This is a genomic window from Streptomyces sp. NBC_00582, assembly GCF_036345155.1.
Lineage (GTDB): Bacteria > Actinomycetota > Actinomycetes > Streptomycetales > Streptomycetaceae > Streptomyces.
Map to the genome: position 1 here is coordinate 6,604,780 of NZ_CP107772.1, position 15,584 is coordinate 6,620,363.

15 protein-coding genes are annotated in these 15,584 nt (G+C 73.4%); 10 read left to right on the top strand and 5 right to left on the bottom strand.

Going from position 1 to position 15,584, the window contains the following annotated elements; translation table 11 throughout:
• Nucleotides 1-77 precede the first annotated feature (77 nt).
• The 6 genes from OG852_RS29595 (at nucleotide 78) to OG852_RS29620 (ending at nucleotide 6,409) form a co-directional block, all read left to right on the top strand.
• Nucleotides 78-1,562: an MFS transporter gene (locus tag OG852_RS29595; RefSeq protein ID WP_133914991.1), complete on the top strand. Its 1,485-nt coding sequence runs from the start codon at nucleotides 78-80 to the stop codon at nucleotides 1,560-1,562.
• Between the two features lie 462 nt (nucleotides 1,563-2,024).
• The gene (locus OG852_RS29600; RefSeq protein ID WP_330349474.1) at nucleotides 2,025-2,285 is read left to right on the top strand and encodes a hypothetical protein; all 261 of its coding nucleotides are present in this window, start codon (nucleotides 2,025-2,027) and stop codon (nucleotides 2,283-2,285) included.
• The gene (locus OG852_RS29605) at nucleotides 2,282-2,668 is read left to right on the top strand and encodes a type II toxin-antitoxin system death-on-curing family toxin (protein ID WP_330349475.1); all 387 of its coding nucleotides are present in this window, start codon (nucleotides 2,282-2,284) and stop codon (nucleotides 2,666-2,668) included. The genes OG852_RS29600 and OG852_RS29605 overlap by 4 nt, the downstream gene beginning before the upstream one ends.
• A 121-nt stretch (nucleotides 2,669-2,789) precedes the next feature.
• Nucleotides 2,790-4,592, top strand: a complete 1,803-nt coding sequence (locus OG852_RS29610; RefSeq protein WP_330349476.1) for a DEAD/DEAH box helicase — start codon at nucleotides 2,790-2,792, stop codon at nucleotides 4,590-4,592.
• Between the two features lie 311 nt (nucleotides 4,593-4,903).
• A complete protein-coding gene (locus OG852_RS29615; RefSeq protein ID WP_133914994.1) occupies nucleotides 4,904-5,545 on the top strand; it encodes an IclR family transcriptional regulator in 642 nt (213 codons plus the stop codon).
• Nucleotides 5,546-5,617: 72 nt separating this feature from the next.
• Nucleotides 5,618-6,409, top strand: coding sequence for a S16 family serine protease (locus tag OG852_RS29620; protein ID WP_330349477.1), 792 nt, complete (start codon nucleotides 5,618-5,620; stop codon nucleotides 6,407-6,409).
• A 66-nt stretch (nucleotides 6,410-6,475) separates the two neighbouring features.
• Here OG852_RS29620 and OG852_RS29625 read toward each other — a convergent pair whose 3' ends face one another.
• Genes OG852_RS29625 through OG852_RS29635 form a run of 3 tightly spaced genes read right to left on the bottom strand, consistent with a single transcriptional unit; the run spans nucleotide 6,476 to nucleotide 7,797 of the window.
• Nucleotides 6,476-6,667: a hypothetical protein gene (locus OG852_RS29625; protein WP_330351522.1), complete on the bottom strand. Its 192-nt coding sequence runs from the start codon at nucleotides 6,665-6,667 to the stop codon at nucleotides 6,476-6,478.
• Nucleotides 6,667-7,266: an ArsR/SmtB family transcription factor gene (locus tag OG852_RS29630; protein WP_330349478.1), complete on the bottom strand. Its 600-nt coding sequence runs from the start codon at nucleotides 7,264-7,266 to the stop codon at nucleotides 6,667-6,669. The genes OG852_RS29625 and OG852_RS29630 overlap by 1 nt, the downstream gene beginning before the upstream one ends.
• A 51-nt stretch (nucleotides 7,267-7,317) precedes the next feature.
• The gene (locus OG852_RS29635) at nucleotides 7,318-7,797 is read right to left on the bottom strand and encodes an Lrp/AsnC family transcriptional regulator (RefSeq protein ID WP_133914997.1); all 480 of its coding nucleotides are present in this window, start codon (nucleotides 7,795-7,797) and stop codon (nucleotides 7,318-7,320) included.
• Between the two features lie 122 nt (nucleotides 7,798-7,919).
• Between OG852_RS29635 and hppD the strand changes: the two genes are divergently transcribed.
• Nucleotides 7,920-9,065 carry a 4-hydroxyphenylpyruvate dioxygenase gene (gene hppD / locus OG852_RS29640; protein WP_330349479.1) on the top strand — a complete coding sequence of 382 codons (1,146 nt, stop codon included), beginning with the start codon at nucleotides 7,920-7,922 and terminating at the stop codon, nucleotides 9,063-9,065.
• Nucleotides 9,066-9,104: 39 nt separating this feature from the next.
• Nucleotides 9,105-9,959, top strand: coding sequence for a phage baseplate protein (locus OG852_RS29645; RefSeq protein ID WP_133914999.1), 855 nt, complete (start codon nucleotides 9,105-9,107; stop codon nucleotides 9,957-9,959).
• A gap of 44 nt (nucleotides 9,960-10,003) precedes the next feature.
• Here OG852_RS29645 and OG852_RS29650 read toward each other — a convergent pair whose 3' ends face one another.
• A complete protein-coding gene (locus OG852_RS29650; protein WP_330349480.1) occupies nucleotides 10,004-11,431 on the bottom strand; it encodes a tetratricopeptide repeat protein in 1,428 nt (475 codons plus the stop codon).
• Between the two features lie 92 nt (nucleotides 11,432-11,523).
• On the opposite strand from OG852_RS29650, the gene OG852_RS29655 reads away from it, so the two are divergent.
• A complete protein-coding gene (locus OG852_RS29655) occupies nucleotides 11,524-12,930 on the top strand; it encodes an FAD-binding oxidoreductase (protein WP_133915001.1) in 1,407 nt (468 codons plus the stop codon).
• 19 nt (nucleotides 12,931-12,949) lie between these two features.
• Here the strand turns inward: OG852_RS29655 and OG852_RS29660 are convergent, their stop codons facing one another.
• Nucleotides 12,950-13,363 (bottom strand): SsgA family sporulation/cell division regulator, encoded by a 414-nt coding sequence (locus tag OG852_RS29660; RefSeq protein ID WP_330349481.1) that lies wholly within the window; start codon nucleotides 13,361-13,363, stop codon nucleotides 12,950-12,952.
• 219 nt (nucleotides 13,364-13,582) lie between these two features.
• Between OG852_RS29660 and OG852_RS29665 the strand changes: the two genes are divergently transcribed.
• Nucleotides 13,583-15,517, top strand: a complete 1,935-nt coding sequence (locus OG852_RS29665) for an RDD family protein (RefSeq protein WP_330349482.1) — start codon at nucleotides 13,583-13,585, stop codon at nucleotides 15,515-15,517.
• Nucleotides 15,518-15,584 lie beyond the last annotated feature (67 nt).

Genomic DNA, 15,584 nt, shown 5'->3' on the forward strand with positions numbered 1-15,584 from the left:
CGTACGACCAAGGGGGTAGGCGGAGGTCCGACTTCTGACAGGGGTCAATGTCGGTGGCGGACCTTACGCTTGCGGGCATGACAGCCCTGGAACCCCGCGACGCCGGTGTCGTGGAAGACGAGTGTGTGAGTGCCGGCGCGTCCGGGGCGGAGCGGGTGCTCGGGCGCGCCCATCGGGCGCTCACCGTCGGGATCGTCTCCGTGGTGCTGCTCATCGCGTTCGAGGCGACGGCGGTGGGGACGGCCATGCCTGTCGCGGCTCGCGAGCTCGGTGGGGTCTCCTTGTACGCCTTCGCGTTCTCCGGGTACTTCACCACCAGTCTGTTCGGGATGGTGCTCGCGGGGCAGTGGTCGGACCGGCGGGGGCCGCTCGGAGCGCTGGGGAGCGGGATCGCCGCCTTCGGGGCCGGGCTGGTGGTGGCGGGGACCGCGGGCAGCATGTGGGTGTTCATCCTCGGGCGGGCCGTGCAGGGGCTCGGGGGCGGGCTGGTGATCGTCGCCCTGTACGTGGTGGTGGGGCGGGCCTATCCGGAGCGGTTGCGGCCGGCCATCATGGCCGCCTTCGCCGCCTGTTGGGTCGTGCCGTCCATCGTCGGGCCCCTCGCCGCGGGCACCGTCACCGAGCAGCTCGGGTGGCGGTGGGTCTTCCTCGGGATGCCCGTGCTGGTGCTGCCTCCGCTGGCGCTCGCGCTGCCCCGGATACGCCGGCGGGCCGGTGGACCCGTGGCCGAGGGGGCCGTGGCCTCCGTCGACCGGCGGCGGATCCGGCTCGCCCTGATGATCTCCCTCGGGGCCGGACTGCTCCAGTACGGCGCCCAGGACCTGCGGCCCCTCTCCGCGCTGCCCCTCGTGGGCGGGCTGGCGCTGCTCGTGCCCGCCGTGCTCGGGCTGCTGCCGCGCGGGACCTGGCGGGCGGCCCGCGGGCTGCCGTCGGTGGTGCTGCTGCGCGGGCTCGCCGCGGGGGCCTTCATCTCCGCCGAGTCCTTCGTGCCGCTGATGCTCGTCACCGAGCGGGGGCTGAGCCCGACGCTCGCCGGGTTCTCCCTCGCGGCCGCCGGCGGGACCTGGGCGCTGGGGTCGTGGGTGCAGACCCGGCCCTGGGCCGAGCCGTACCGGGAGCGGCTGATGACGGCCGGCATGGTGCTGGTCGCCGGGGCCGTCGCCACCGCGCCCAGTGTGCTCGTGCACTCCGTGCCCGCCTGGACCGTGGCCGTGGCGTGGGGGATCGGGTGCTTCGGCATGGGCCTCGTGATCTCCTCCACCAGCGTGCTGCTGTTGAAGCTGTCCGCGCCCGCGGAGGCCGGCGCCAACTCCGCCGCGCTCCAGATCTCCGACGGTCTGTCCAACGCGCTGCTGCTCGCGGCCGGCGGCGCGGCCTTCGCGGCGCTGGGCGGCGGAAGCGTGGCGGACACGGCCGCCGCCGGTTCCGCCGGGGGCTCCCACCCGGCCGCCTTCGCCGCCGTGTTCCTGCCGATGGCCGTGGTGGCGCTGCTCGGGGCCTGGGTGACGACCCGGCTGCACGAGCCCGAGCCCACCGATTCCACGAAGACACCCGCCCCCTGAAACCCCTCGCCCGGCGAGGACGCGCGCCCCGCAGAACCCCTCGCCCGGCGAGGACCCGGGCTCCGTAGAGCCTCGCCCTGCGAGGAGACGCGCCCTGTAGAGCCTCTCGCCGCGAGGAGGCGCACCCCGCGAGGAGGCGCGCCCCGTAGAACCCATCGCCCTGCGAGGAGACGCGCCCTGTAGAGCCTCTCGCCCTGCGAGGATGCGGGCTCCGTAGAAGCCTCTCGCCCGGCGAAGGCACGCGCCCCGTAGAGCCTCGCGCCGCGAGGAGGCGCACCCCGCGAGGAGGCGCGCCCCGTAGAACCCATCGCCCTGCGAGGAGACGCGCCCTGTAGAGCCCCTCGCCCCGCGAGGACACGCGCCCCATAGAACCCCGCGCCCCGCGCAGACACCCGCCCCCCAGAACCCCTCGCCCCTAAAACCCCTCGCCCCTCCACCCTTCCCCTTCCTACTCTCACCGGCATGCAGCCCCTCACCCCCGCCCCGAGCCCCCTGCCGGCTCCCGGCGCGCCGACCGGTCGGTCCACCCTGCTCTCGCTTCCCCTCGATCCGGACCTGCACCGCGCCCTCGCCGACCTCGCGGACGCCACCGGGTGCCGGACGGAGGACCTGGTGCTGGACGCCGTACGGGAGCGGCTGCGGGCGGAGGAGGCACGGGTGCGAGGGACGGCCGAGCGGCTGGCCGGGGCCCATGCCGACCTGCTGCGGAGGCTGGGGGAATGACGAAACACACCACACGGCACCTCACCGTCGCCGACGTCACCGACATCGCGCGGATCGCGTTCGGCGGACGGGCCCCCGAGGCCCGGGCGCCGGGGCTGCTCGCGTCCGCGGTGCACCGGCCGCGGGCCCGGATGTTCGGCACGGCCGCCTACGAGGACCTCCACGAGCAGGCCGCCGCGCTGCTGCACGGCCTCGCCACCAACCACCCCCTCGTGGACGGCAACAAACGCGCCGCCTGGCTCGCCGCCGTGACGTTTCTCGCCCTGCACGGCGTGGACCTCGCAGACTGCGACCAGGAGACGGCGTACGACCTGGTCATCGACGTCGCCTCCGGCGCGGAGGCCGAGATCTGTGTGATCGCGGAGCGACTGCGGGCGCTGTGACGTGGGTCCCACCCTGCGCCGCCCCGGCCCGGTTCGCGGCCTGCCGGTCCCGGGCCGCCGGTAGGGTGGCCCGGTTGTCATACGTAGCCGTGACCGAGCCCGACCCCCGAACCCGGAGACCGTGACTACTTCCGCCGCCACCTCCACCTCGCACTCCCACCACCTCTCTCCCGCCTTCCCGGGCCGCGCCCCCTGGGGTACCGCCAGCAAGCTGCGGGCCTGGCAGCAGGGGGCGATGGAGAAGTACATCCAGGAGCAGCCGCGCGACTTCCTCGCCGTCGCCACGCCCGGCGCCGGCAAGACGACCTTCGCGCTGACCCTCGCCTCCTGGCTGCTGCACCACCATGTCGTGCAGCAGGTGACGGTGGTCGCGCCGACCGAGCATCTGAAGAAGCAGTGGGCGGAGGCGGCCGCGAGGATAGGGATCCGGCTCGATCCCGAGTACAGCGCCGGACCGCTCGGCAAGGACTACCACGGTGTCGCGGTGACGTACGCGGGCGTCGGCGTACGGCCGATGCTGCACCGCAACCGCAGCGAGCAGCGCAAGACCCTGGTGATCCTCGACGAGATCCATCACGCCGGTGACAGCAAGTCGTGGGGCGAGGCGTGTCTGGAGGCGTTCGAGCCGGCGACGCGCCGCCTCGCGCTGACCGGTACCCCCTTCCGGTCCGACACCAACCCCATCCCCTTCGTGGCGTACGAGGAGGGGGCCGACGGCATCCGGCGCTCCTCCGCCGACTACACCTACGGCTACGGCTCCGCGCTCGCGGACCACGTCGTGCGGCCGGTCATCTTCCTCTCCTACAGCGGCAACATGCGCTGGCGGACCAAGGCCGGTGACGAGATCGCCGCGCGGCTCGGCGAGCCGATGACCAAGGACGCGATCAGCCAGGCGTGGCGTACGGCGCTGGATCCGCGCGGCGAGTGGATGCCGAGCGTGCTGCGCGCCGCAGACCAGCGGCTCACCGAGGTCCGCAAGTCGATCCCGGACGCGGGCGCGCTCGTCATCGCCTCCGACCAGGACTCGGCGCGGGCGTACGCCAAGCTGATCCGGGAGATCACCGGGAACAAGGCGACCCTGGTGCTGTCCGACGACGCCGGCGCGTCCCACCGGATCGACGAGTTCAGCGGCGGCACCGACCGGTGGATGGTCGCGGTGCGGATGGTGTCCGAGGGCGTCGACGTGCCCCGCCTCGCGGTCGGGGTGTACGCGACGACCATCTCCACCCCGCTGTTCTTCGCGCAGGCCGTCGGGCGTTTCGTGCGGTCGCGGCGGCGCGGCGAGACCGCGTCCGTGTTCCTGCCGACCGTGCCCGATCTGCTGGGCTTCGCCAACGAGATGGAGCGCGAGCGCGACCACGTCCTCGACAAGCCGAAGAAGGAGGGCGAGGAGGACCCGTACGCCGAGGAGGAGAAGCTCCTCCAGGAGGCGGAGAAGCAGCAGGACGAGGACACCGGCGAGCAGGACATGCTGCCCTTCGAGGCGCTGGAGTCCGACGCCGTCTTCGACCGGGTCATGTACAACGGCGCCGAGTTCGGCATGCAGGCCCATCCGGGGAGCGAGGAGGAGCAGGACTACCTCGGCATCCCGGGGCTCCTCGAACCCGAGCAGGTGCAACTGCTGCTGCAGAAGCGGCAGGCCAAGCAGATCGCGCACAGCAGGAAGAAGCCGGACGCGGAGGCCGACCTGCTGGAGCTGCCGGCCGAGCGGCGGCCCGTCGTCTCGCACAAGGAGATGATGGAGCTGCGGCGTCAGCTCAACACGATGGTCGGCGCGTACGTCCACCAGAGCGGCAAGCCGCACGGGGTCATCCACACCGAGCTGCGGCGGGCCTGCGGGGGACCGGCGAGCGCGGAGGCGACGGCGGGGCAGTTGCGGCAGCGCATCGCGAAGGTCCAGGAATGGGCCACCCGCATGAAGTGAGGCACGCCCCCGGCGGCCCGACCGGCCGCTCCCCATGGGTCGACATATCGCGGCAAATCCTAGTAGCCCATCCCGGCCATTGACCGGATTCTGGACGTTCTCTTCCGCTCAGCGAACCTGCTTCGCTACTGTCCCGCTACGCACACGCCCCGTGGCAGCGCCGCCGCGGAGCGCAGCCGTGAAGCGACCGGGCCCGGACATGCCGGGCCCCTCTGCCGATCGGCGGCCTCTGAAGCGCGTCACTGACGGGACTCGGTGACGCATCCGCCGCGACGGGGGCTGCCGACCTCACCACTGAAGGAGTGGGCGTCGTGACCGCGGAGACTTCCCAGACGCTCGACCGGGGCCTGAAGGTCCTCAAGCTGCTGGCCGACACCGACCACGGGCTGACCGTCACCGAGCTGTCCCAGAAACTGGGCGTGAACCGGACCGTCGTGTACCGGTTGCTCGCCACGCTGGAGCAGCATGCCCTCGTACGACGTGATCTGGGCGGGCGAGCCCGGGTCGGCCTCGGTGTGCTGCGGCTGGGCCGCCAGGTGCATCCGCTGGTCCGGGAGGCGGCGTTGCCCGCGCTGCGGGCGCTGGCCGAGGACATAGGGGCGACCGCGCATCTGACGCTGGTGGACGGGGCGGACGCGCTGGCCGTCGCCGTCGTCGAGCCGTCGTGGACGGACTACCACGTGGCGTACCGGGCCGGGTTCCGGCATCCGCTGGACCGGGGGGCGGCGGGGCGGGCGATCCTCGCCGCGCGGCAGAAGCCGGTGGGGGAGCCGGGCTACACGCTCACGCACGGGGAACTGGAGGCGGGCGCGAGCGGGGCCGCGGCGCCGCTGCTCGGGGTGACCGGGGTCGAGGGCAGTGTGGGTGTGGTGATGCTGGCCGACGCGGTGCCGGAGCGGGTGGGGCCGAGGGTGGTGGACGCGGCGCGGGAGGTGGCGGAGGCGCTGCGCTGACGGCCGGCCGGGCCCGGGGGTGGCGCGCACCTGCGCGTCCGGGTCCACACCCCGGCCGGTTACATTGACCCCGTGCTCTCTCGTCTCTCTCGTCTCCAGGCCGTCGCCGTCTGCGCCGTCCCCGTCGTGGGGCTGCTCGTCACGGCCGTGTCCGCGCCGCTGCCGTTCTCGGTGGCGCAGCCCGGGATGACGGCGAACGTGCTGGGCGAGAACCAGGGCACGCAGGTGATCACGGTCTCCGGCGCGCCCACCCGGACCACGTCGGGGCAGCTCCGGATGACGACGATCGAGGCGACCGGCCCCGACGCCGACGTCCGGCTCGGTGATGTGATCGACGGCTGGTTCCGCAGCGACCAGGCGATCATGCCGCGCGACTCGGTCTACCCGAGCGGGCAGTCCACCAAGGAGATCGAGCAGCACAACACCGAGCAGATGGAGGAGTCCCAGGACGCGGCGACCCAGGCCGCGCTGCGCTACCTCGACCGTACGGACGACGGCATCAAGGTCACGCTCAAGCTGTCCGACGTCGGCGGTCCGAGCGCGGGGCTGCTGTTCTCGCTGGGCATCGTCGACAAGCTCGACGGCGACGGCGAGGGCGGCGATCTCACCGGCGGCCGCACCATCGCCGGTACCGGCACCATCGGCGTGGACGGGACGGTCGGCGCGGTCGGGGGCGTCGCGCTGAAGACGCAGGCCGCTCGCCGGGACGGGGCGACGGTCTTCCTGGTGCCCAGGGCCGAGTGCGGCGACGCCAAGTCGGAGCTGCCCAAGGGGCTCCGTCTGATCCCGGTGACCACCCTCAAGGGCGCGGTGAACGCGCTCACCGCTCTGGAGACCGGCAAGGGGTCCGTGCCTGGCTGCTAGGCGCGGAGACCGGCAAGGGTCCGTGCCTGGCTGCTAGGCGCGGAGACAGAGGCAAGGGGTCCGTGCCTAGCTGCTAGGCGCCAGGGCGGCCGGCCCGGGCGTGGCCAGCCGTAGTCCCACTTCCACGAGGGTCCAGCCGAGGCGGGTCCGCAGGGCGCGGGGGTGTGCGGCCTCGGTGGCGAGCCGGTGGGCCTCGGCTAAGGCGTGCAGCTCGGCGGCGCGGGCGTGGTGCAGGGCGAGGTGGGTCTCGGGGGTGATCATCGGGGGTTCTCCTGGTCCGTCGTGAGCGGGAAGGCGTGGGTGTGCAGGCGGACCTGCGCGGTCTCGGCGTCGTCCGCGTCGGCGGAGCGTTCGCGGTACGACTCGATCAGCTCGTGCATCTCCCGGGTGAGTTCACGGGTGAGCCGAGGAGTCAGCCGTAGCGTCGCGCTGCTCATGTCCCAGGAGCGGTTCCACTCCTCGGGCCAGGAGGCGCGGTTGCCCAGCCAGGTCGACAGGTCGCGGGTCTGGGTCGTCGCGACCTCGTGCAGATACAGGTCCGCCGCTCCGCGTACGGCGGGATCGGCGTCGGTGAGCAGCGCGTCGTCGAACAGCAGGCCCCGATGGGCGGCCTTCCACCACCGCTCCCGGCCCTTGCCCCGCTCGGGATCGTCCTCGACGAAGCCGTGGGCGGCGAGCTGGCGCAGGTGGTAGCTGGTGGCTCCGCTGGACTCTCCCAGTTTCTCGGCGAGTTGGGAAGCGGTGGCCGGACCGCCGAAGCGCAGGGCGTCGAGCAGCTGCATGCGCAGGGGGTGGGCCAGTCCGCGCAAGGAGCGCGCGTCGAGTTGCCGTACCTCTGGATCCCGGGGCTCGGTCATGCGTACAAAGGTATCGTTGCAAAGAAAGCTTTGCAACGTCTTCTTTGTAAGTCACCGCTCCCGGTCCTCGTCGGCCGCCTGTTCCACCAGCGGGATGATCCGCAACGGCACCGCGTTCTCCATCACGATCGCCGTCGACGCCCGCACGATCCCCTCGAAGCCGACGACCCGGTCGATCACCCGCTGGAGGTCGGCGTTGGAGCGGGCCACCAGCCGGCACAGCATGTCCCCGCTGCCCGTGGTGGTGTGGAGCTCCAGGACCTCCGGCACGGTGGCGAGGTGGGCGCGCACGTCCGGCCCCTGCCCCTGCCGGATCTGGAGTGTGGCGAAGGCCGTCACGGGGTACCCGATGGCCGCCGGATCGACCTCGGGCCCGAAGCCCCGGATGACGCCGGTCGACTGGAGGCGGTCCAGACGGGCCTGCACGGTCCCCCGGGCCACCCCCAGCCGCCGGGACATCTCCAGCACCCCGATCCTCGGCTCCCGCGCCAGCAGCACGATGAGCCGCCCGTCCAGATGATCGATCGCCACGCCCGCCTCCGAGATGGTCACCCTGTACCCAAAGCCCGCCGAAACCGCCGTACCGCCGAACGGATTGTCCAGCCGAAAGGCGAACTGTTGCGCACCTTGCGCTGCGGAGTGAGGCTTCCGCCATGACGCAGACCACACACCACGCTCCCGACACCGCCCGGCAGGCCGACCCCTTCCCGGTCAGGGGGATGGACGCGGTCGTCTTCGCCGTGGGCAACGCCAAACAGGCCGCGCACTACTACTCCACCGCCTTCGGCATGAAGCTGGTCGCGTACGCCGGCCCGGAGACCGGCAGCCGGGAGACCGCGTCGTACGTGCTCACCAACGGCTCGGCCCGGTTCGTCCTCACCTCCGTCGTCAAGCCGGCCACCACCTGGGGCCACTTCCTCGCCCAGCACGTGGCCGAGCACGGCGACGGCGTGATCGACCTCGCCATCGAGGTCCCCGACGCGCGCGCCGCGTACGCCTACGCCGTCGAGCACGGCGCACGCTCCGTCGCCGAGCCGTACGAGCTGAAGGACGAGCACGGCACGGTCGTCCTCGCCGCGATCGCCACCTACGGCGAGACCCGCCACACCCTCGTCGACCGCTCCGGCTACGACGGCCCCTACCTCCCGGGCTTCGTCGCCGCCGCCCCGATCGTCGAACCGCCCGCCCACCGCACCTTCCAGGCGATCGACCACTGCGTCGGCAACGTCGAACTCGGCCGCATGGACGAATGGGTCGGCTTCTACAACAAGGTCATGGGCTTCACGAACATGAAGGAGTTCGTGGGCGACGACATCGCCACCGAGTACAGCGCCCTGATGTCGAAGGTCGTCGCGGACGGCACGCTCAAGGTCAAGTTCCCGATCAACGAGCCCGCGATCGCCAGGAAGAAGTCCCAGATCGACGAGTACCTGGAGTTCTACGGCGGCGCCGGCGTCCAGCACATCGCGCTCAACACCAACGACATCGTGCAGACCGTCCGCACCATGCGCGCGGCCGGCGTCCACTTCCTCGACACCCCCGACTCGTACTACGACACCCTCGGCGAATGGGTCGGCGACACCCGGGTGCCCGTGGACACCCTGCGCGAGCTGAAGATCCTCGCCGACCGCGACGAGGACGGATATCTCCTCCAGATCTTCACCAAGCCGGTGCAGGACCGCCCTACCGTGTTCTTCGAGATCATCGAGCGCCACGGATCGATGGGCTTCGGCAAGGGCAACTTCAAGGCCCTGTTCGAGGCGATCGAGCGTGAGCAGGAGAAGCGGGGCAACCTGTAGTCGCCCGGACGAGGCCCCCGCCGAAGGCGAGGGTGGACCGTGTCCGACCGTTTCGACCTGGCCGTACCGGCCGTGAGCTGGCTGGCCGGAAAGGCCCTCCGAGAGGGCACGGTCCTGCAGTCCTTCGCCTTCGACGAGACCCACCGCCACCTCTACGTCCTCCAGGTCCGCAAGGGCGGCGAGGCGGCCGGCAACCTGTGCCTCAACCGCCTGGACCTCAAGGGCAACGCGCTCGGCCACATGTATCTCCAGGGCTTCGGGCACGGCGTCAGCATGGGCGTGCAGAACGCCCCCGACGGCACCGTCTGGATCTGGACCGAGGCCGCCTCCAAGGGCGGTTACGGCCAGGGCGTCACCCGCTTCCGCTTCGCCGCCGGCGCCGTCCGCACCGGCGACGACGTCAACATCCGCAAGCCGATACCCGGGTCCACCAACAACCAGCCCTCGGTCTGCATGACCTCCAAGCGCATCGCGGTCCGCTACCGCATGGACGGCAAACCCCGCTACCGGGTCTGGGACCTCGAAGCCTTCGTCGACCGCGACTACGACGACCCGGTCGCCGACATCGCCCAGACCGGCGCCCACCCCGACCCCGAGATCCCCTTCCAGGGCTATGCCCTGCACGGCGACCACGTCTACCAGCTCGCCGGCACCGCCTACGACGCCCTGACCAACCCCCCGGCCAAGAAGGGCAACGCCTACCTCTCCTGCCTCGACGTGCGCACCGGAAAGCTCCTCCAGCGCACCCGCACCGGAGCCGGCCAGACCCTCACCTACCGCGAACCCGAGGGCCTCGCCGTCCGCGGCTCCCGCCTCTACCTGGGCTTCGCCTCCGGCACGGCCGGCGCCCGCCGCTTCTCCCTCTACTACAAGCCCGCGAAGAAGACGACGTAGGCCGCGGCCGCGGCGCAGGGCGGTGCGCCGGGTGGCGGCGCGCATCACTCCGGCAGCGGCGCGTCCGGTACCTCGCCCAGGCGGGTCAGCGCCGCTCGGGCCGCGCGGGCGTGCAGCGGGGAGAAGGACGGGTTCAGCCGCAGCGCCTCCGCCAGATGCCGACGGGCGTTCGCCGTCCGCTCCAGGCCCAGTTCGATCATGCCCCGGTGGTAGGAGTACGACGCGCTGAGCACCGCCCCGCCGTGCGCCCGGTCGGTGGCGGTCCTCGCGTACTCCAGCGCCTCCTCGTCCGCACCGGCCCGGTGCAGCGCCCAGCCCAGCGCGTCCGCCACCGCGACCCCCGGCTGGCGCTCCCACTCGGCCCGCAGCCGTCGTACCGCCGACGCCGGATCGCCGTGGTCCGCCTCGAACAGCCCCAGCACCAGCGCCCCGTCCACCCCGCCCGCCGCGTCCCGGCGCACCCGCTCCCGCAGCAGCGCGTACTCCTCCCGCGCCTGACGGGCCCGCCCCAGCGACTCGTACAGCTCACCCAGTTCGAGCGCGTACTGCGGCAGCGGCTGCCCGGCGAGCGCCTCGCGGTACGCGGTCAGCGCCGCATCGCTGCGGCCCAACGCCGCCAGCGCCCGCCCCTGCCCCGCCCGCGCGGCCCACAGGTCCGGGTCGAGACGCAGCGCCGCCCGGAAGTGGGCGAGCGCGCTCTCCCGCTCCCCGCGCTCGAACGCGAGCTGCCCCGCCCGCTCCAGCCACGCCGCCTCCTCGGCGGGCGAGGAGGCCCCGGCCGCCGCGTCGGCCAGCGCGGCCTGCGCGTCCTCCCGCAGACCCTGCTCCCAGTACACGCCCGCCGCCCGCGCCCGTACGGCCGGACCCGACCGCAGCTTCAGCAACCGGTCCAACGCCGTGCGGGCCTCCTTGTGGTCGCCCAGGCCCGTGCAGGCGTCGATGAGCTGCCCGTACGTCGTCCAGCGCGCCGGCGCCACCCGGCGCGCGGCCTCCGCCCACCCCCGCGCCGCCCGGAAGTCCCGGCGGGCGTTGGCCAGCGCGGCCAGCCCGTCCAGGGCCTCGCTGTTGCCCCTCGGCCGTACCTTCAGCGAGGTCCGCAGGGCCCGCTCCGCCTTCGGATAGAGGACCTCCGCCCCGGCGGTGCGCCGCCCCTGCTCGACGTACGCCGCCCCGAGCACCGCCCACGCCCCCGCGTCCCGCGGATGCTCCCGCACCCGGCTCTCCCGCTCCGCGATCAGCTCCGCCAGACCGGGCAGCGCCGCCGGCACCCCCGCCCCCACCGCCGCACCCGCCTGCGCCCCCGCGGCCGGAGCCGGCGCCCCCCGCTGCGCCCGCTCCCCGGGCACACCCCACAGCACCGCCGCCCCACCGGCCAGCACCAGACCCCCCACCAGCGCGCCGACCGGCGCCCGCCGCCGATACCAGGGCACCACCCGCGCGGTGTTCTCTTCGTTTCGTACGACGCTGTCCATGGCGCTCACTGTGCGACAGCGCACGGGCCGCGCCCGGGCAGGTGACGGCCGCCGGGGACGGGGTTCACACCGATGGCCCCGGGTGCGAACCTGTGATCATGAGCCGTATCGAAGCGCCACGCGACGAGGTCACGGGCAACCTCGTCGACCGTCTGCTCGCCGGCCTGCCCGCCGACGCCGTCCTCACCGACCCCGACGTCACCGCCTCGTACGCCAACGACATGGCGAGCTTCTGCCCGGCCGGCCGCCCGGCCGTCGTCGTGCTGCCCCGCACGGTCGAACAGGTCCAGCACATCATGCGCACCGCCACCGCACTGCGTCTGCCCGTCGTCCCGCAGGGCGCCCGCACCGGCCTGTCCGGCGGCGCCAACGCCACCGACGGCTGCATCGTGCTGTCGCTGACCAGGATGGACCGCATCCTGGAGATCAGCCCGGTCGACCGCGTCGCCGTCGTCGAACCGGGCGTCGTCAACGCCGTGCTCTCCCGTGCCGTCGGCGAACACGGGCTCTCCTACCCGCCGGACCCGTCGAGCTGGGAGACGTGCACGATCGGCGGGAACATCGGCACGGCCTCGGGCGGGCTGTGCTGTGTGAAGTACGGGGTGACGGCCGAGTACGTCCTCGGCCTCGACGTCGTCCTCGCCGACGGACGGCTGATGTCCACCGGACGGCGCACCGCGAAGGGCGTCGCCGGGTACGACCTGACCCGGCTGTTCGTGGGCTCCGAGGGCTCGCTCGGCATCGTCGTACGGGCGGTGCTGGCCCTCAGACCGCAGCCGCCGCGACAGCTCGTGCTGGCGGCGGAGTTCGCGTCGGCGGCCGCCGCCTGCGACGCGGTCTGCGCGATCATGGCGGGCGGCCATGTGCCGTCCCTGCTGGAGCTGATGGACCGTACGACGGTCAAGGCGGTCAACGACCTCACCCGGATGGGCCTGCCGGACTCCACCGAGGCCCTGCTGCTGGCCGCCTTCGACACCCCCGACCCGGCCGCCGACCTCGCCGCCCTCGGCGCCCTGTGCGAGGCGGCCGGCGCCACCCAGGTGGTCCCCGCCGACACCGCCGCCGAGTCCGAACTCCTCCTCCAGGCCCGGCGTTCGTCCCTCGTCGCGCTGGAGGCCGTCAAGGGCACCACGATGATCGACGACGTGTGCGTGCCCCGCTCCCGGCTCGGCGACCTGATCGAGGGCGTGGAACGCATCGCCGACGAACAGGGGCTCACCATCGGGGTCGTCGCCCACGCCGGGGACGGCAACACCCACCCCACCGTCTGCTTCGACGCCCGGGACCCCGACGAGTGCCGGCGCGCCCGCGCCTCGTTCGACGAGATCATGGCGCTCGGTCTGGAACTCGGCGGCACGATCACCGGCGAGCACGGGGTGGGCGTTTTGAAGAAGGAGTGGCTGGCGCGCGAGATCGGCCCGGTGGGGCTGGAGATGCAACGGGCCGTCAAGCAGGTGTTCGACCCGCTGGGGATCCTCAACCCGGGCAAGCTGTTCTGAGCTCCGCGCACGGGCCCGCTCACTGGGCGAGCAGCTCGGCCAGCCCCTCGTCCAGGCCGAGCTGCTCGCCCTCGCTGCCCGGCGGCACCGCCCGCAGCGTCCGCTCCAGCCAGGCCGACACCTGGGCGGCCGGTGCCTCCAGCAGGGCGTCGCCGTCGGGCGAGCTGAGCGCCATCAGCACCACACTCCGGCCCTCCGCCTTCGTCGGCCACACCCGCACGTCCCCGTGCCCGCAGGGCCGGAACACCCCCTCCACCAGCAACTCACGGGCGAACGTCCAGTGGACGGGCTGCTCCGAGTTGATGTGGAAGGTGACGTGCACGGCGAACGGGTCGTCGCTGCGGTAGCCCAGCCGGGCCGGGACGGGGATGCTGCGCTCCGGCGACAGGATGAGCCGGAGCTCCAGTTCGCGCTCCACCACGGTGTGATGCATGGTCGTTCTCCTCTCCGTACGGATGTGTACGCAGTCAGAGAGCGCCAGGGATGCGGAGCATTACGCGGGTTCGGAGAACTTTTTTTCCGAACGTGTGAAGCGGGTGCACGGGGTTGCCCGGAAAGGGGTGGGTACGGCGGGACTGGCGGTGGGGGTTGCGTCCGTCTGATAGATGTGGATGCCCCCATCCCACCTCCGAGCAGATACGGGACGACGGACATGAGCGCCCCAACCCCGGCCCCCGGCGACGACAGGCCCCGCGAGGGGTATTACCCGGACCCGTCCATCCCCGGATACGTCCGGTACTGGAACGGCTCCGCCTGGGTACCGGGCACCAGCCGCCCGGCCCCGTCGGACGGTACGCCGCTCACGCCTCCGGCCTCGCCCGTGGAGGAGACCGGCCCGCACTTCTTCGACGAGGACCCGAACCCGGCCGACCAACTCGGCGGCGGCCGCCCCGAACCCGCCTCGGCCTGGGGCGCCGACCGCTCCCACCAGTCCGGCTTCGGCGGCGACCAGGACCGCAGGATCTCCTGGGGCACCCAGCCCCAGCCGGGGGTACCGGGCCAGCCCCAGCACGGGGTACCGGGCCACTCGGGGGCACCTGGTCAAGGCGCGGTCCCCGGCCGGGGCGCGGCGCCGGGGCAGTCGGGGGCTCCGGGCCAGGGGGTGCCCGGGCAGGGTGCGGTGCCGGGCCAGGCGGGCATGCCTGGGCAGGGTGCGGTGCCGGGCCAGGGTGTGCCCGGGCAGGGCGGGGTTCCCGGCCAGGGTGCGGTCCCGGGCCAGTCGGGAATGCCGGGCCCGGGCGCGGTGCCAGGGCACTCGGGGTCGCCGGGGCAGCCCGCCATCCCGGGCCAGCAGGGCGGTCCGGGTTCCCCGGTGCAGCCCGACGGCTGGTCGGCCCGTACGGACGGTACGACGACGATCCCGCCGGCGGAGCCGGAGGAGGGGGTCGGCGGGGCCGGCGACGTGGCGTCGGGTGGCACGTTCGTCTTCCGCCGTCCCACGGCGAGGGACGCGGCCGGCGGCACCGCGGCGAGCCCCGCAAAGCCCGGCTTCGGCGCGGGCAAGGCCGCCGCCGAGCGCGCGGCCGCCCAGGCGGCGCAGGGCACCCCCGGTCTCCAGGGCACCCCCGGTCTCCAGGGCCCGGCCGCCCAGACGCCGGCCCACCAAGGCCCCGCCGGACAGTCCCCTGCCCCACAGGGTCCCGCCGGACAGTCCCCTGCCCCACAGGGTCCCGCCGTACAGACCCCCGCCCAGCAGCCTCCCGCCCATCAAGGCCTCGTCCAGCACGGCCTCCCCGACCAGGGCTCCGCCCAACAGCCTCCCGCCCAGCAGCCCCCCGCCCATCAAGGCCTCGTCCAGCACGGCCTCCCCGATCCGGCCGCCGCCGCACAGCCCCCCGCCCGGCAAGGCCCCGCCCCCCAGGGCCCCGGTGGGTTTCCGCCCGCCGCCGGGCAGGCGGGTGGGCCAGCCGGAGGGGCGCAGGCGCCCGGGGCCGCTCAGGGCGCCGCCCAGCCGCCCGCCTCCCTGCCCATGGCTCCCGGCTCCGGTGGGGGACAGTCCTCCTGGGCGCAGCAGGTGCACCGGCTGGCGGGGGCGGACGAGCAGCCCGCGCCCTGGAAGCCGCCCGTCGACGACATCTTCCAGGCGGCCGCCCGCAGGCAGGCGGCGGCCCGGCCCGCGGGACTGGGCAAGCGGTTCGCGGCCCGGCTGGTCGACACGCTCGTGCTCGCCGCCGTCACCTCGGCCGCCGCCGTACCGCTCGGCGTGAAGGCCCTCGACCACGTCAACGAGAAGATCGACGAGGCCAAGCTCACCGGACGGACCGTCACGGTGTGGCTCCTGGACGGCACGACGTCCGTCTACCTCGGTGTCGTGCTCGCCGTCCTGCTGGTCTTCGGGATCGTGTACGAGGCCCTGCCGACCGCACGATGGGGGCGCACGCTGGGCAAGAAGCTGCTCGGTCTCCAGGTGCGGGACATCGAGGGCCATGAGCCCCCGGCCTTCGGCGCGTCCCTGCTCCGCTGGCTCGTCTACAGCGTCCCCGGCCTGCTCGTGATCGGTGCCGTGGGCGTCGTATGGGGAGTGTTCGACCGGCCGTGGCGCCAGTGCTGGCACGACAAGGCCGCACACACGTTCGTGGCCGGCTGACACCCGTACGCCGACACCCGTACGGCCGCTCGCCGGATGCGGTGGTCCGGGCCCCGGGTTCCACTCG

Bases quoted from the DNA above. Each gene is read 5' to 3' on its own strand.
- hppD (WP_330349479.1), top strand. From the start codon at position 7,920: ATGACGCAGACCACACACCACGCTCCCGACACCGCCCGGCAGGCCGAC.
- OG852_RS29605 (WP_330349475.1), top strand. From the start codon at position 2,282: ATGACGAAACACACCACACGGCACCTCACCGTCGCCGACGTCACCGAC.
- OG852_RS29660 (WP_330349481.1), bottom strand. From the start codon at position 13,363: ATGCATCACACCGTGGTGGAGCGCGAACTGGAGCTCCGGCTCATCCTG.
- OG852_RS29595 (WP_133914991.1), top strand. From the start codon at position 78: ATGACAGCCCTGGAACCCCGCGACGCCGGTGTCGTGGAAGACGAGTGT.
- OG852_RS29650 (WP_330349480.1), bottom strand. From the start codon at position 11,431: ATGGACAGCGTCGTACGAAACGAAGAGAACACCGCGCGGGTGGTGCCC.
- OG852_RS29600 (WP_330349474.1), top strand. From the start codon at position 2,025: ATGCAGCCCCTCACCCCCGCCCCGAGCCCCCTGCCGGCTCCCGGCGCG.
- OG852_RS29630 (WP_330349478.1), bottom strand. From the start codon at position 7,266: ATGACCGAGCCCCGGGATCCAGAGGTACGGCAACTCGACGCGCGCTCC.
- OG852_RS29665 (WP_330349482.1), top strand. From the start codon at position 13,583: ATGAGCGCCCCAACCCCGGCCCCCGGCGACGACAGGCCCCGCGAGGGG.